Origin of the sequence: Leclercia sp. AS011, from assembly GCF_037152535.1 — a bacterium.
Lineage (GTDB): Bacteria > Pseudomonadota > Gammaproteobacteria > Enterobacterales > Enterobacteriaceae > Enterobacter.
Genome location: NZ_JBBCMA010000009.1, coordinates 70,798 through 86,258, shown reverse-complemented (window position 1 = coordinate 86,258; position 15,461 = coordinate 70,798). Strand labels below are relative to the sequence as shown.

Sequence of the window (15,461 nt, the reverse complement as noted above, 5' to 3'; positions counted from 1 at the left end):
TAAACCGGTGGTTACAGAAGTATTCGGTGGAGCGGTAGTTCAGTCGGTTAGAATACCTGCCTGTCACGCAGGGGGTCGCGGGTTCGAGTCCCGTCCGTTCCGCCACCTATTTAAACTAAGCCTGCTACATTAGCAGGCTTAGTAGTAAGAAATTTAGGGGCGTAGCTCAGTTGGTAGAGCACCGGTCTCCAAAACCGGGTGTCGCGAGTTCGAGTCTCTCCGCCCCTGCCATATAAAGGATCCTTTGCTTCGGCAAAGGATTTTTTTTTGCCTGTCAGAAAGCAAAACCCTCTCTCTGTTGTATCTTAGCGCTGCGTCCCTGCAACATATCCCTTAATCCATCACATTGATTTTAAGCAGATCTTTGATTTGCCCTTGCTTGTCGCTGTTCTGCAGCCAGATGGCATACAGTGGCCTCTGGATCAGAGCTGAATCCGTCACCGTGTACAGGTCGGCTTTCCGGCTGGCCCAGCGCTGTGGCAACCAGGTGCAACCTTTTAGCGATGCAAGCTGCTGGCAGGCTATCTCCGCAGAACTGGTTGTCAGGACCGGCACATCGTCAATGGCAATCAAACCGGCCTCATGCGGCTGAAAATCGGGCCCCCATTCGAGTCGCAGATAGTTCAGGTCGCTTTTCATCGCCGAAGGCTCAGCAGCATAAAGCGCAAGGGTGAACTGTCCGAGGACCTGGCTGCTGAATTCATCCATTTTCGGGGCTTCGGTGGTGATCAGTAGATCCAGCTGGCGTTCATGTAACTGCTTCACCAGCGACTGCCGCTGCGCAATGCGGGCCTCAAACTGCAGCTGTCCGTGAGATCCATACAACCGGCTCAGCCAGGGGCTGAGCATGCATTCCCATAAAGAGGCGCTGGCACCGATGGAAAACTCGTTGTGCTTTGAGGTATGGGCAACCTCTTTGCGCGCGGCCTGCCAGGTATTCATCAGGGTTTCTGCGTAGGGCAGAAGCTTTTCACCTGCTGGCGTTAAGCGAATGTTGTTGCGATGGCGGGTGAAGAGGTTCACCCCAAGCTGATTTTCAAGCTGACGAATACGAAAGCTTACCGCCGACTGCGTCAGATAAAGCGCTTCTGCGGCGCGCCCGAAGTGGCGAGTTCTGCTCACTTCGAGGAAAGTTTTTAGCAATTCCGTATCCACGGTTTTCTCCGCAAAATAATTTGTCGTTATGATTTAAATGTTTTGTTGGACGCTCTGTCAAGCGTAACTAATACTCCGCGCCATAAATAGCTCGGCCAAAGATATAGGAGCGTGTAGGATGGCGGAAAGCTTTACGACGACTAATCGTTTTTTCGACAATAAAAATTATCCACGCGGATTTTCTCGCCATGGTGATTTCACCATCAAAGAAGCACAACTGCTTGAGCGCCACGGTTATGCTTTCAATGAACTGGATTTGGGAAAACGCGAACCCTCCACTGAAGACGAAAAATCGTTTGTTGCCGTCTGCCGTGGCGAGCGTGAGCCGGTAACGGAAGCGGAGCGCGTCTGGATCAAGTATATGGCACGTATCAAACGTCCAAAGCGTTTCCATACCCTGTCTGGTGGTAAACCACAGATGGAAGGTGCGGAAGACTACACCGAATCAGACGATTAAGAAGAAGGGGCTGCGGCCCCTTTTTTCATTCCAGCATCTTTTGCAGGTGCAACAGCAGACGATCGATAGCACGATAACTCAGGGCTTCCTGCAGGTGCCTGCGTCCAATCTTTTCACTCTCTTCCAGATCGGCAATCGTGCGGGCTACCTTTAGCAGTCGTTGCCATGCCCGCACCGACAGGCCGAATCGGGTAAGGGTCTCTTCCAGCCACAGGGCATCCTCTTCCTGAAGTGGGCAAAATCTGCGGATCTCCGCATTATCCAGATGGGCATTGAGTTTGTTCTGCCGCACCCGCTGCCGCTCCTGTGCGGCGAGCACTCTGTTTCGCACCGTAAGGCTGGTTTCTCCTGCTCTGTGCGCCTGGCTTAGCAACCCTGGCGGTGGGAGCGGGATCTCGAGCGATAAATCGAAGCGATCGAGGAACGGGCCCGATAAGCGGCCCAGATAGCGTAGCGTCTGTTCAGGTGAACAACGGTTATGGTTACCCTGGTAGTGTCCCGTTGGGCTGGGATTCATGGCGGCGATAAGCTGGAAGCGAGCCGGATAGCTGATTTTGGCGCGGGTACGGGAGATATTAATCTGCCCCGATTCGATAGGTTCGCGTAAGGCATCCAGCACGCGGCGTTCAAACTCGGGTAACTCGTCCAGAAAGAGAATGCCATTGTGCGCCAGCGAGATCTCTCCCGGCGCGGGGATAGCGCCTCCGCCCACCATGGCCACGAGCGAGGCGCTATGGTGCGGGGCGCGAAAGGGACGCTGACGCCACTGTTTATACATCGATGTGGCATTGACCAGACTGACGATTGCCGCGCTCTCCAGGGCCTCATGGTTGCTGAGCGGCGGCAGTAAGCCATTAAGCCGGCTCGCGAGCATAGTTTTACCGGTGCCGGGTGGACCAATCAGAAGAAGGTTATGCGCGCCTGCCGCGGTGATCTCCAGCGCCCGTTTCCCCTGCTCCTGCCCGATGATATCGCTGATGTCCTGATGGTTATTTTCAACCACAAACGGCGCCTGCACGGGCGCAGCCAGCTCGTGGCGGCCCTCAAGAAAGGCGCAGACTTCCTGCAGGTGCTCTGCTACTAAACAGCCTTTTTGTTCGATAAGGCTGACTTCGGCAGCGTTATCGTTGGCGACAATAATCTCCCGGCCAGCCTGAATGGCCGCCAGGGCACCGGATATCGCGCCAGGAACCCCTCTTAATGCGCCTGTAAGCGCCAGTTCACCTACAAGCTCATATGCGTTTAGTCTGGAAGGGGAGAGCTGCTCAGAGGCGGCGAGAAGCGCAATGGCGATAGGTAAATCATATCGCCCACCTTCTTTGGGTAAATCGGCAGGTGCCAGATTAATGGTGATTTTTTTAGCCGGAAAGGTATAACCGCTATTAATGATTGCGCTGCGTACCCGGTCTCTCGCTTCCTTGACGGTAGTTTCCGGCAGGCCGACCAACGTTAAGCCTGGCAGACCATTACTGAGATGAACTTCAACGGTAATAAGCGGCGCTTTAACGCCTAAGGCAGCGCGGGTGTAAACAACCGACAGTGACATAACGAGCCTCCTTGAAGCGCCACTATGTCACCATGCGGTTCCATTTTTTATCGACAAATTGCGTTTTTACGCGGCCTGTTCCTCAATATTTCTCCGAAATTGTAATCTTTTCATTGCTATGGAAGGCTGCTCGCAAAGCGTCATAAGCCTTACTTCTCAGCCTTTGCGGAGTAGCAAAAAAATGAAAATAATTCATTTTCTATTTTTGTCATAAAAAACAATGATTTTTATCTAAACTATTAGCGTAATAAGAAAGTGAATTATAAAAAAATGTTGTGTTCGTCTCGATATCTGTGATAACTCTTTAGGTATTCCTTCGAACAAGATGCAAAAAGAACAGAAAATGACAGCCCTTCTACGAGTGATTAGCCTGGTCGTGATTAGCGTGGTGGTGATTATTATCCCACCGTGCGGGGCTGCACTTGGACGAGGAAAGGCTTAATAATCAAGCCTTAACGAACTAAGACCCCCGCACCGAAAGGTCCGGGGGTTTTTTTATGACCTTAAAAACATAAGCGAGGAACAGATGATGAGTAGTAGCATAAAATTCTGTTTCTCCCGATTTACGACGGGGAAGTAACTATGAATGGCGCACAGTGGGTAGTACATGCGTTGCGAGCGCAGGGAGTCGATACCATCTTCGGTTACCCGGGCGGCGCAATTATGCCGATTTACGATGCGTTGTATGACGGCGGCGTGGAACATCTGTTGTGCCGACACGAGCAGGGCGCGGCGATGGCGGCCATTGGCTATGCGCGTGCAACCGGGAAAACCGGCGTCTGCATGGCGACTTCCGGACCGGGCGCAACTAACCTCATCACCGGCCTGGCTGACGCGCTGCTCGATTCCGTACCCGTTGTGGCCATCACTGGCCAGGTCGCTTCTCCTTTCATCGGAACCGATGCGTTCCAGGAAGTGGACGTTCTCGGTTTGTCACTGGCTTGTACGAAACACAGCTTCCTCGTGCAATCCCTGGAAGAGCTGCCGCGCGTCATGGCGGAAGCTTTCGAGGTGGCAAACTCAGGCCGTCCTGGCCCGGTTCTGGTTGATATCCCAAAAGATATTCAGATTGCTCTGGGCGATCTGGAGCCGCACTTCTCCACCGTGGAGAATGAGGATGCATTCCCGTTTGCCGAAGTCAGTGAAGCCAGTCAGATGCTGGCCCACGCGCAAAAGCCGATCCTGTATGTGGGCGGCGGTGTCGGGATGGCTCAGGCGGTTCCGGCCCTGCGTGAATTTATCGCTACCACCCAGATGCCAGCAGCCTGCACGTTGAAAGGGCTGGGCGCGGTGGATGCCGACTACCCGTACTATCTCGGCATGCTGGGGATGCACGGCACCAAAGCCGCTAACCTCGCCGTGCAGGAGTGCGACCTGCTGATCGCCGTGGGCGCGCGTTTCGATGACCGCGTAACCGGCAAGTTGAATACCTTCGCACCGAATGCCAACGTCATTCATATGGATATCGACCCGGCAGAGATGAATAAGCTCCGTCAGGCGCACGTGGCCTTGCAGGGCGATCTTAATGCGTTGCTGCCTGCGTTACAGCAACCTTTAGCCATCGATGCGTGGCGTCAACACGCGGCGGAGATGCGCCGTGAACACGCCTGGCGCTATGACCATCCGGGTGACGCCATCTATGCTCCGTTGCTGCTGAAACAGCTGTCAGATCGCAAACCGACGGACAGCGTAGTGACCACCGACGTGGGGCAGCATCAGATGTGGTCAGCCCAGCACATGACCTACACGCGTCCGGAAAACTTCATCACCTCAAGCGGTTTAGGCACCATGGGCTTCGGCTTGCCAGCTGCGGTGGGTGCCCAGGTGGCGCGCCCGGACGATACGGTAATCTGCATCTCCGGTGACGGCTCCTTCATGATGAATGTCCAGGAGCTGGGCACCATCAAGCGTAAGCAGTTGCCGGTGAAAATCGTGCTGCTGGATAACCAACGTTTAGGCATGGTGCGCCAGTGGCAGCAGCTCTTCTTCCAGGAGCGTTACAGCGAAACCACCCTGACCGATAACCCCGATTTCCTTGTTCTGGCCAGCGCCTTCGGCATCCCTGGTCAGCACATCACCCGTAAAGACCAGGTTGAAGCGGCACTTGATGAAATGCTGTCAAGCAAGGGGCCTTACCTGCTTCATGTCTCAATCGACGAACTTGAGAATGTCTGGCCGTTGGTGCCGCCCGGCGCCAGTAACTCACAAATGCTGGAGAAATTATCATGATGCAACATCAGGTCGCCGTGCAGGCTCGCTTCAATCCGGAAACATTAGAACGTGTATTGCGCGTGGTGCGCCATCGTGGGTTCCAGATCTGTTCCATGAACATGGAAACCGCCACCGATGCGCAAAACATAAATATAGAATTGACCGTTGCCAGTCAGCGGCCCGTCGAATTACTGTTTAGCCAGTTGAGCAAACTGGTCGACGTCGCCCGGGTCGATATCCAGCAGCGTGCCGCTACATCACAAACACAACAAATTCGCGCCTGAGCGCAATAGGAAGAAAAATGACGACGAAAAAAGCTGATTTCATTTGGTCCAATGGTGAGATGATTCGCTGGGAGGACGCTAAAGTCCACGTGATGTCCCACGCGCTTCACTACGGTACGTCTGTTTTTGAAGGCATCCGTTGCTACGACTCACACAAAGGCCCGGTGGTGTTCCGCCATCGCGAACACATGCAGCGTCTGCGTGATTCAGCCAAAATTTATCGTTTCCCGGTGTCCCAGAGCGTTGACGAGCTGATGGAAGCTTGCCGCGCTGTACTGCGCAAAAACAACCTGACCAGCGCCTATATCCGTCCTCTGGTATTCGTGGGCGATGTTGGCATGGGCGTTAACCCGCCAGCCGGTTACACCACCGATGTGATCATCGCCGCGTTCCCGTGGGGAGCCTATCTCGGCGCAGAAGCGCTGGAGCAGGGGATCGACGCGATGGTTTCCTCCTGGAACCGTGTAGCACCAAACACTATCCCGACCGCAGCCAAAGCGGGCGGTAATTACCTCTCCTCCCTGCTGGTTGGCAGCGAAGCGCGTCGCCATGGCTATCAGGAAGGTATCGCCCTGGATGTGAATGGCTACATCTCGGAAGGCGCAGGCGAGAACCTGTTCGAAGTGAAAGATGGCATTCTGTTCACCCCGCCATTTACCTCTTCAGCCCTGCCGGGCATCACCCGTGACGCCATCATCAAGCTGGCGCAGGATCTGGGTATCGAAGTGCGCGAGCAGGTACTGTCCCGCGAATCCCTGTACCTGGCCGATGAAGTCTTTATGTCCGGTACCGCAGCAGAAATTACGCCGGTACGCAGCGTTGACGGCATCCAGGTGGGCGAAGGCCGCCGTGGTCCGGTGACCAAACGTATCCAGGAAGCATTCTTTGGCCTCTTTACCGGTGAAACCGAAGATAAATGGGGTTGGTTGGATCAGGTTAATCAATAAGCATAAATATGGGACGGCACGCACCGTCCCATTTACCAGATAGACGGGAGTAAATAACGCATGCCTAAGTACCGTTCCGCCACCACCACTCACGGCCGCAACATGGCGGGTGCCCGCGCGCTGTGGCGCGCCACCGGAATGACCGACGCCGACTTCGGGAAACCGATCATCGCCGTGGTCAACTCTTTTACCCAGTTTGTTCCGGGCCACGTGCACCTGCGCGATCTCGGGAAGCTGGTTGCCGAGCAGATTGAAGCCTCCGGCGGCGTGGCAAAAGAGTTCAACACTATCGCCGTTGATGACGGGATCGCAATGGGGCACGGGGGCATGCTTTATTCACTGCCGTCGCGCGAGCTGATTGCCGACTCGGTGGAGTACATGGTTAACGCCCACTGTGCCGATGCGATGGTCTGCATCTCCAACTGCGACAAAATCACCCCGGGGATGCTGATGGCCTCCCTGCGCCTGAACATTCCGGTGATCTTCGTCTCCGGTGGCCCGATGGAAGCGGGTAAAACCAAGCTTTCCGATAAGATCATCAAGCTCGATCTGGTCGATGCGATGATTCAGGGCGCCGATCCGAAAGTCTCCGACGAGCAGAGCGATCAGGTGGAACGCTCCGCGTGTCCGACCTGCGGCTCCTGCTCCGGGATGTTCACCGCGAACTCCATGAACTGCCTGACCGAAGCGCTGGGGCTGTCTCAGCCGGGCAACGGCTCGCTGCTGGCGACCCACGCCGATCGTAAAGAGCTGTTTATCAACGCCGGTAAACGCATCGTTGAACTGACCAAACGTTACTACGAGCAGGACGATGCCAGCGCACTGCCGCGCAATATCGCCAGCAAAGCAGCGTTTGAAAACGCCATGACCCTGGATATCGCCATGGGCGGTTCCACCAACACCGTTCTGCACCTGCTGGCCGCCGCGCAGGAAGCGGAGATCGATTTCACCATGAGTGATATCGACAAGCTGTCCCGCAAGGTGCCGCAGCTGTGTAAGGTTGCGCCGAGCACGCAGAAATACCATATGGAAGATGTTCACCGCGCCGGTGGCGTGCTGGGGATCCTCGGCGAGCTGGATCGCGCCGGGCTGATGAACCGGGAAGTGAAAAACGTGCTGGGTCTGACGCTGCCGCAGGCCCTGGATCAGTACGACGTGATGCTGACCAAAGATGAATCAGTGAAAAAAATGTTCCGCGCCGGCCCGGCCGGTATTCGCACCACGCAGGCATTCTCGCAGGACTGCCGCTGGGATAGCCTGGATGACGATCGCGCGGAAGGTTGCATTCGCTCGCTGGAAAATGCCTACAGCAAAGACGGCGGACTGGCGGTTCTGTACGGCAACTTCGCGGAAAACGGCTGTATCGTTAAAACCGCAGGTGTGGACGACAGCATCCTGAAATTTACCGGCCCGGCGAAAGTGTACGAAAGCCAGGACGATGCGGTAGAAGCGATCCTCGGCGGCAAAGTGGTTGCTGGTGATGTGGTCGTGATCCGCTACGAAGGACCGAAAGGCGGGCCGGGGATGCAGGAGATGCTCTACCCGACCACCTTCCTGAAATCCATGGGCCTCGGTAAAGCCTGCGCGCTGATCACCGACGGGCGTTTCTCCGGCGGGACTTCCGGTCTCTCTATCGGCCACGTTTCGCCGGAAGCAGCCAGCGGCGGCAATATCGCGATCATTGAAGATGGCGATCTGATTGAAATCGACATTCCGAATCGCGGTATTCAGCTGAAGCTGAGCGACCAGGAGATTGCGGCCCGTCGTGAAGCGCAGGAAGCCCGCGGCGACAAAGCCTGGACGCCAAAAGATCGTCAGCGCGAAGTCTCCTTCGCCCTGCGTGCCTATGCCACCCTTGCCACCAGTGCGGATAAAGGCGCTGTGCGCGATAAATCCAAGCTTGGGGGCTAATGATGGCCGAATCCCAACCCTTATCGTCTGCCCCTGAGGGGGCAGAGTATCTCCGGGCGGTGCTGCGTGCGCCGGTCTATGAAGCGGTGCAGGTAACGCCGCTGCAAAAAATGGACAAGCTGTCGTCACGGCTGGATAACGTCATTCTGGTGAAGCGCGAAGACCGTCAGCCGGTGCACAGCTTCAAGCTGCGCGGTGCCTACGCGATGATGGCCGGGCTGACCGACGAGCAAAAAGCGCGTGGTGTGATCACGGCGTCCGCGGGTAACCATGCTCAGGGCGTGGCGTTTTCTGCTGCGCGACTGGGGTTGAAAGCCCTGATCGTGATGCCGGTTGCTACGGCAGATATCAAAGTCGATGCGGTGCGGGGATTTGGCGGCGAAGTGCTGCTCCACGGTGCCAATTTTGACGAAGCGAAAGCCAAAGCCATCGAGCTGGCGCAGCAGCAGGGTTTCACCTGGGTGCCGCCGTTCGATCACCCGATGGTGATTGCCGGTCAGGGCACGCTGGCGCTGGAGTTACTGCAGCAGGACGCCCATCTCGACCGCATTTTCGTGCCGGTTGGCGGTGGCGGCCTGGCAGCAGGCGTAGCGGTGCTGATCAAGCAGCTGATGCCGCAGATCAAAGTCATTGCCGTGGAAGCGGAAGACTCTGCCTGCCTGAAAGCGGCGCTGGATGCCGGGCATCCGGTGGATCTGCCGCGTGTCGGGCTGTTTGCTGAGGGCGTGGCGGTGAAACGCATCGGGGATGAGACCTTCCGTCTCTGCCAGGAGTATCTCGATGACATCATTACCGTCGACAGCGATGCTATCTGCGCAGCGATGAAAGATCTGTTCGAGGATGTACGTGCGGTGGCGGAACCGTCCGGCGCGCTGGCGCTGGCGGGGATGAAAAAATACATCGCCCAGCACAACATTCGCGGCGAACGTCTGGCCCATGTGCTTTCTGGGGCTAACGTCAACTTCCACGGCCTGCGCTACGTGTCTGAGCGCTGCGAGCTGGGGGAGCAGCGTGAAGCCCTGCTGGCGGTGACCATCCCGGAAGAGAAGGGCAGCTTCCTCAAGTTCTGCCAGCTGCTGGGCGGGCGTTCGGTGACAGAGTTTAACTACCGTTTTGCCGATGCCAAAGATGCCTGCATTTTTGTCGGCGTGCGTCTGAGCCGTGGCCTGGAGGAGCGTAAAGAGATCCTCAACCTGCTGCACAACGGTAGCTACAGCGTGGTCGATCTCTCCGACGATGAGATGGCGAAGCTGCACGTACGCTATATGGTGGGTGGACGTCCGTCGAAGCCGTTACAGGAACGTCTGTTCAGCTTCGAGTTCCCGGAATCACCGGGTGCGCTGCTGAAGTTCCTGCATACTCTCGGCACGCACTGGAACATCTCCCTGTTCCACTACCGCAGCCATGGTACCGACTACGGTCGCGTGCTGGCGGCGTTTGAGCTGGGCGAGCACGAACCGGATTTCGAAACGCGACTCAACGAGCTGGGTTACGACTGTCACGATGAGACCCATAACCCGGCGTTCCGGTTCTTCCTGGCAGGTTAAGCGAATCGTAGGCCGGGTTAGCGCAGTGCCACCCGGCTTTAATGGTTCGGCAATATCTTCCAGAACGCATCAATAAGCGGCTCATGTAGCCGCTTTTTTTGTGCGCAGACGCCAAGTTCAAACGGCGTTTTCTCGTCGCTGCGATCGAGAATCATCACGCGATTACGCACCGGCTCCGGGCTGTTCTCCAGCACCACTTCCGGCAGCAGCGCCACGCCGCAGCCCAGCGCCACCATCGACACCATCGCCTCATGGCCGCTGACCGTGGCGTAAATCGACGGATTGCTGATCTTCTGGCGGCGGAACCACAGCTCAATGCGGCGGCGTACCGGTCCCTGGTCGGCCATGATAAACGGCACCGTTGACCAGTCCGGTTTTTCCACCGACACCTGGTTACGCACCGGGCAGGGCAGCGCCGGGGCGATCAGCACCACCGCCAGATTTTCCAGCATCGAAAACGCCACTGCCCCCGGCAGGGTTTCCGGCTTCCCGGCAATCGCCAGATCCGCTTCGCCCGTCACCACCTTTTCCATTGCGTCGGCCGCATCGCCGGTAGTGAGTTTGATCTCTACCGAAGGATGTTCCGCGCGAAAGCGATCGAGGATGGGCGGCAGGTGGCTATAGGCGGCGGTGACCGAGCAGAAGATATGGAGTTCCCCGGAGAGCGACGGCCCCTGCTGATCGATGGTGTGGCGCAGCTGCTGGTACTGCAGCAGAGTTTGCTGGGCAAAGGTCCGCAACTCTTCTCCGGCTTCGGTGAGCGTCACGGTGCGGTTATCACGCACAAACAGCGGCTGGCCGAGGTCCTCTTCAAGGCGCTGGATCTGGCGCGAGAGCGTGGAGGGGCTGACGTGCATCGCCCGGGCGCTGCGGCCAAAATGACGGCTTTCCGCCAGATGCAGGAACAATTTCAGATCGCGTAAATCCACCGATTCCACTCCAGGGTTTTATATTGCAAAAATTGCAACGTGACGTTGTGAATATATCAATTTCCGCAATAAATTTCCTGTCATATAGTAAGTTCATTCTCGCATAAGCGAACCGAACAATAAGCACGACAACACAATATCACGAGGTATCACCATGGCTAACTACTTCAACACACTGAATCTGCGCCAGCAGCTGGCTCAGCTGGGCAAATGCCGCTTTATGGCGCGCGACGAATTTGCCGATGGCGCAAGCTATCTTCAGGGTAAAAAAGTGGTCATCGTCGGCTGTGGCGCACAGGGTCTGAACCAGGGCCTGAACATGCGTGACTCCGGTCTGGATATCTCCTACGCTCTGCGTAAAGAAGCCATTGCTGAGAAGCGTGCTTCCTGGCGTAAAGCGACCGAAAACGGCTTTAAAGTCGGTACCTACGAAGAGCTGATCCCGCAGGCGGACCTGGTGGTTAACCTGACGCCGGACAAACAGCACTCTGACGTTGTGCGTTCCGTACAGCCGCTGATGAAAGACGGCGCAGCGCTGGGTTACTCTCACGGCTTCAACATCGTTGAAGTGGGCGAGCAGATCCGTAAAGACATCACCGTGGTGATGGTAGCCCCGAAATGCCCAGGTACCGAAGTGCGTGAAGAGTACAAACGTGGCTTCGGTGTACCGACCCTGATCGCGGTTCACCCGGAAAACGATCCGAAAGGCGAAGGCATGGCGATTGCCAAGGCATGGGCAGCAGCCACCGGCGGCCACCGTGCGGGCGTTCTGGAGTCCTCCTTCGTTGCGGAAGTGAAATCTGACCTGATGGGCGAGCAGACTATCCTGTGCGGTATGCTGCAGGCCGGTTCTCTGCTGTGCTTCGACAAGCTGGTGGAAGAAGGCACCGACCCGGCATACGCAGAGAAACTGATCCAGTTCGGCTGGGAAACCATCACCGAAGCGCTGAAGCAGGGCGGTATCACTTTGATGATGGACCGTCTGTCCAACCCGGCGAAACTGCGTGCCTTTGCGCTGTCCGAGCAGCTGAAAACCATCATGGCGCCGCTGTTCCAGAAACACATGGACGACATCATCTCCGGCGAGTTCTCTTCCGGCATGATGGCGGACTGGGCGAACGACGATAAAAACCTGCTGACCTGGCGTGAAGAGACCGGTAAAACCGCGTTCGAAACCGCCGCGCAGTACGATGGCAAAATCAGCGAGCAGGAGTACTTCGATAAAGGCGTTCTGATGATTGCGATGGTGAAAGCGGGCGTTGAGCTGGCCTTCGAAACCATGGTGGATTCCGGCATCATCGAAGAGTCTGCGTACTACGAATCACTGCACGAGCTGCCGCTGATCGCGAACACCATCGCCCGTAAGCGTCTGTATGAAATGAACGTGGTAATTTCTGATACCGCCGAGTACGGTAACTACCTGTTCTCTTACGCCTGCGTACCGCTGCTGAAAGAGTTCATGACCACCCTGCAGACCGGCGACCTGGGTAAAGCGATTACCGAAGGCGCGGTAGATAATGCTCAGCTGCGTGACGTGAACGAAGCGATTCGCGGCCACGAGATCGAGAAAGTAGGCCAGAAGCTGCGTGGCTACATGACCGATATGAAGCGTATTGCCGTAGCGGGTTAAGTAAATTGTCGGGTGGCGGCTACGCCTTACCCGAACTACAAAATCGCAAAATCGTAGGCCCGGTAAGCGTCAGCGCTACCGGGCTTTTTATTAGTTGCGGTACAGCACCTTAATGATGTGGTAACCGAACTGGGTGTGCAGCGGGCCAGTTGGCTCCAGCACCGGGCAGGAGAAGACCACTTTATCGAACGCTGGAACCATCTGGCCCTGACGGAATTCACCTAAGTGGCCGCCTTTTTTACCTGATGGGCAGGTAGAGTGCTTCTTCGCCAGCTTCTCGAAGTCGCCGCCGTTCTTGATCTGCTCCAGAAGCTCCAGAGCCAGTTTCTCTTCTTTTACCAGAATGTGCATTGCTGCCGCTGTTTTCGCCATGATCGTGCCTTGAAGGGTTGAGTAAAATCGGGGCGCAATATACCACGCGTTAGCTACGGTACAGCACCTTAATGATATGGTAGCCAAATTTGGTTTTCACCGGACCGTAAGGCTTCAGCAACGGGCAGCTGAAGACCGCCTGATCGAAGGGCCCCACCATGGCACCCTGCTTAAACTCACCTAAATCGCCGCCATTACGCCCGGAAGGGCATTTCGAGTAGCGCTTCGCCAGATGATCGAAGCTGATACCGCGTTCCAGTTTGGCGAGGATCTCCTGGGCCAGTTTCTCTTCTTTTACCAGAATGTGCAGGGCCGCTGCGGTCTTTTTCATGGGTCTGTTCTCGGGGGGTTATCGCGTTTTCTTCACTTTATCATTAGCCGGTAAATCTGCGCCCGGCTTTCTGCTACAATCCCCACCCCGTTCGAAGATTGAGCAATATTCCCATGCGTTTAAACCCTGGACAACAACAAGCGGTCGAATTCGTTACTGGACCATGCCTGGTGCTGGCAGGGGCGGGTTCCGGTAAAACCCGCGTGATCACCAACAAGATCGCCCACCTGATCCGCGGCTGCGGCTATCAGGCACGCCATATCGCGGCGGTGACCTTTACCAACAAAGCGGCGCGCGAGATGAAAGAGCGTGTCGGGCAGACGTTAGGGCGTAAAGAGGCGCGCGGCCTGATGATCTCCACCTTCCATACCCTGGGGCTGGATATTATTAAGCGCGAATATGCGGCGTTGGGGATGAAGTCGAACTTCTCCCTGTTCGACGATACCGATCAGGTGGCCCTGCTGAAAGAGCTAACCGAAGGGCTGATCGAAGACGACAAAACGGTGCTACAGCAGTTGATCTCGACGATCTCCAACTGGAAAAACGATCTGATGGACCCTGCCCAGGCTGCTGCGAGCGCCAAAGGGGAGCGGGATCGGATCTTCGCCCACTGCTACAGCCTGTACAACGATCATCTCAAAGCCTGCAACGTACTCGATTTCGATGACCTGATCCTGCTGCCCACCTTGCTGCTGCAGCGCAATGAAGAGGTGCGCGAGCGCTGGCAGAACAAGATCCGCTACCTGCTGGTGGATGAATATCAGGACACCAACACCAGCCAGTACGAGCTGGTGAAACTGCTGGTAGGGCAGCGGGCGCGTTTTACCGTGGTGGGTGACGACGATCAGTCGATCTACTCCTGGCGCGGGGCCCGTCCGCAAAACCTGGTCCTGCTGAGTAAAGACTTCCCGGCGCTGCAGGTGATCAAGCTGGAGCAGAACTACCGCTCCTCCGGCCGGATCCTGAAGGCAGCGAACATTCTGATCGCCAATAACCCGCACGTTTTCGAAAAGCGCCTCTTCTCCGAGCTGGGCTATGGCACGGAACTGAAGGTGCTGAGCGCCAATAATGAAGATCACGAAGCCGAACGCGTGGCGGGGGAGCTGATTGCCCATCACTTCGTGAATAAGACCAATTACAAAGATTACGCCATCCTCTATCGCGGGAATCACCAGTCGCGCGTCTTTGAAAAGATGCTGATGCAGAACCGCATTCCGTACAAAATTTCCGGCGGGACGTCGTTCTTCTCGCGCCCGGAAATCAAGGATCTGCTCGCCTACCTGCGCGTGCTGACTAACCCGGATGATGACAGCGCTTTCCTGCGCATCGTGAATACGCCGAAGCGTGAGATTGGCCCGGCAACGCTGCAAAAGCTGGGCGAGTGGGCGATGACGCGCAATAAGAGCCTGCTGAACGCCAGCTTCGATATGGGCCTGAGTCAGACCTTAACCGGACGTGGCTATGAATCGCTGACCCGCTTTACCTACTGGCTGCGCGAGATCCAGCAGTTAAGCGAGCGGGAGCCGATCGCGGCGGTGCGCGATCTGATCCGCGGCATCGACTATGAATCCTGGCTGTTTGAAACCTCCGCCAGCCCGAAAGCGGCAGAAATGCGGATGAAGAACGTCAATACGCTTTTCACCTGGATGACGGAGATGCTTGAAGGTTCCGACATCGACGAGCCGATGACCCTGACCCAGGTTGTCACCCGTTTTACCCTGCGCGATATGATGGAGCGCGGCGAAAGCGAAGAAGAGGCGGATCAGGTGCAGCTGATGACCCTGCACGCCTCGAAAGGGCTGGAGTTCCCCTATGTCTATCTGGTGGGCATGGAAGAGGGCATCCTGCCGCACCAGAGCAGTATCGATGAAGATAACGTCGATGAAGAGCGTCGTCTGGCCTACGTGGGCATTACGCGGGCGCAGAAAGAGCTGACCTTTACGCTGTGTAAAGAGCGCCGTCAGTACGGGGAGCTGGTGCGTCCGGAGCCGAGCCGCTTCCTGCTGGAATTACCTCAGGACGATGTGCTGTGGGAGCAGGAGCGCAAGGTGATTACCGCCGAAGAGCGGATGCACAAAGGCCAGGCCAGTATCGCCAACATTCGCGCGATGATGGAGAAGGCTAAAAACCGCTAGTTTGAA

The 15,461-nt window shown here is 56.4% G+C and carries 14 protein-coding genes and 2 tRNA genes; 11 read left to right on the top strand and 5 right to left on the bottom strand.

What is annotated here, in order from left to right:
* The first annotated feature begins 28 nt into the window (after nucleotides 1-28).
* Together WFO70_RS21575 and WFO70_RS21570 are read left to right on the top strand one after the other, a co-directional pair.
* Nucleotides 29-105: transfer RNA gene (locus WFO70_RS21575), tRNA-Asp, on the top strand.
* Between the two features lie 50 nt (nucleotides 106-155).
* Nucleotides 156-231, top strand: a tRNA-Trp gene (locus tag WFO70_RS21570).
* Between the two features lie 102 nt (nucleotides 232-333).
* Here the strand turns inward: WFO70_RS21570 and hdfR are convergent.
* On the bottom strand, nucleotides 334-1,155 hold the full coding sequence (gene hdfR, locus WFO70_RS21565) for an HTH-type transcriptional regulator HdfR (protein ID WP_337019215.1): 822 nt from the start codon (nucleotides 1,153-1,155) through the stop codon (nucleotides 334-336).
* A 118-nt stretch (nucleotides 1,156-1,273) separates the two neighbouring features.
* On the opposite strand from hdfR, the gene WFO70_RS21560 reads away from it, so the two are divergent.
* A complete protein-coding gene (locus tag WFO70_RS21560; RefSeq protein ID WP_142487543.1) occupies nucleotides 1,274-1,612 on the top strand; it encodes a DUF413 domain-containing protein in 339 nt (112 codons plus the stop codon).
* A 25-nt stretch (nucleotides 1,613-1,637) separates the two neighbouring features.
* On the opposite strand, the gene WFO70_RS21555 is transcribed toward WFO70_RS21560, so the two are convergent.
* Nucleotides 1,638-3,158 carry a YifB family Mg chelatase-like AAA ATPase gene (locus WFO70_RS21555; RefSeq protein WP_337019212.1) on the bottom strand — a complete coding sequence of 507 codons (1,521 nt, stop codon included), beginning with the start codon at nucleotides 3,156-3,158 and terminating at the stop codon, nucleotides 1,638-1,640.
* 343 nt (nucleotides 3,159-3,501) lie between these two features.
* Between WFO70_RS21555 and ilvL the strand changes: the two genes are divergently transcribed.
* The 6 genes from ilvL to ilvA all read left to right on the top strand — a co-directional run bounded on the left by ilvL (nucleotide 3,502) and on the right by ilvA (nucleotide 10,058).
* Entirely contained in the window at nucleotides 3,502-3,600 is a 99-nt protein-coding gene (gene ilvL, locus WFO70_RS21550) for an ilv operon leader peptide (RefSeq protein WP_001311244.1), read from the top strand.
* Between the two features lie 140 nt (nucleotides 3,601-3,740).
* Nucleotides 3,741-5,387, top strand: a complete 1,647-nt coding sequence (gene ilvG, locus WFO70_RS21545) for an acetolactate synthase 2 catalytic subunit (protein ID WP_337019210.1) — start codon at nucleotides 3,741-3,743, stop codon at nucleotides 5,385-5,387.
* The gene (ilvM, locus tag WFO70_RS21540; protein WP_032615208.1) at nucleotides 5,384-5,653 is read left to right on the top strand and encodes an acetolactate synthase 2 small subunit; all 270 of its coding nucleotides are present in this window, start codon (nucleotides 5,384-5,386) and stop codon (nucleotides 5,651-5,653) included. Before ilvG ends, ilvM begins: the two co-directional genes overlap by 4 nt.
* Nucleotides 5,654-5,670: 17 nt before the next feature.
* Nucleotides 5,671-6,600 carry a branched-chain-amino-acid transaminase gene (gene ilvE / locus WFO70_RS21535; protein ID WP_142487539.1) on the top strand — a complete coding sequence of 310 codons (930 nt, stop codon included), beginning with the start codon at nucleotides 5,671-5,673 and terminating at the stop codon, nucleotides 6,598-6,600.
* Between the two features lie 60 nt (nucleotides 6,601-6,660).
* On the top strand, nucleotides 6,661-8,511 hold the full coding sequence (gene ilvD, locus WFO70_RS21530) for a dihydroxy-acid dehydratase (protein ID WP_337019208.1): 1,851 nt from the start codon (nucleotides 6,661-6,663) through the stop codon (nucleotides 8,509-8,511).
* 2 nt (nucleotides 8,512-8,513) lie between these two features.
* On the top strand, nucleotides 8,514-10,058 hold the full coding sequence (gene ilvA / locus WFO70_RS21525) for a threonine ammonia-lyase, biosynthetic (RefSeq protein WP_337019220.1): 1,545 nt from the start codon (nucleotides 8,514-8,516) through the stop codon (nucleotides 10,056-10,058).
* A 38-nt stretch (nucleotides 10,059-10,096) separates the two neighbouring features.
* Here ilvA and ilvY read toward each other — a convergent pair whose 3' ends face one another.
* A complete protein-coding gene (gene ilvY / locus WFO70_RS21520; RefSeq protein ID WP_337019206.1) occupies nucleotides 10,097-10,987 on the bottom strand; it encodes an HTH-type transcriptional activator IlvY in 891 nt (296 codons plus the stop codon).
* A gap of 154 nt (nucleotides 10,988-11,141) precedes the next feature.
* Between ilvY and ilvC the strand changes: the two genes are divergently transcribed.
* A complete protein-coding gene (gene ilvC / locus WFO70_RS21515; protein ID WP_337019204.1) occupies nucleotides 11,142-12,617 on the top strand; it encodes a ketol-acid reductoisomerase in 1,476 nt (491 codons plus the stop codon).
* Between the two features lie 90 nt (nucleotides 12,618-12,707).
* Here the strand turns inward: ilvC and ppiC (WFO70_RS21510) are convergent, their stop codons facing one another.
* Nucleotides 12,708-12,989 carry a peptidylprolyl isomerase PpiC gene (ppiC, locus tag WFO70_RS21510; RefSeq protein WP_032615193.1) on the bottom strand — a complete coding sequence of 94 codons (282 nt, stop codon included), beginning with the start codon at nucleotides 12,987-12,989 and terminating at the stop codon, nucleotides 12,708-12,710.
* Nucleotides 12,990-13,038: 49 nt separating this feature from the next.
* Entirely contained in the window at nucleotides 13,039-13,320 is a 282-nt protein-coding gene (gene ppiC / locus WFO70_RS21505; protein WP_106995953.1) for a peptidylprolyl isomerase PpiC, read from the bottom strand.
* A gap of 113 nt (nucleotides 13,321-13,433) precedes the next feature.
* Here ppiC (WFO70_RS21505) and rep point away from each other — a divergent pair, with 113 nt between their 5' ends.
* Nucleotides 13,434-15,455 (top strand): DNA helicase Rep, encoded by a 2,022-nt coding sequence (rep, locus tag WFO70_RS21500; protein WP_337019201.1) that lies wholly within the window; start codon nucleotides 13,434-13,436, stop codon nucleotides 15,453-15,455.
* Nucleotides 15,456-15,461 lie beyond the last annotated feature (6 nt).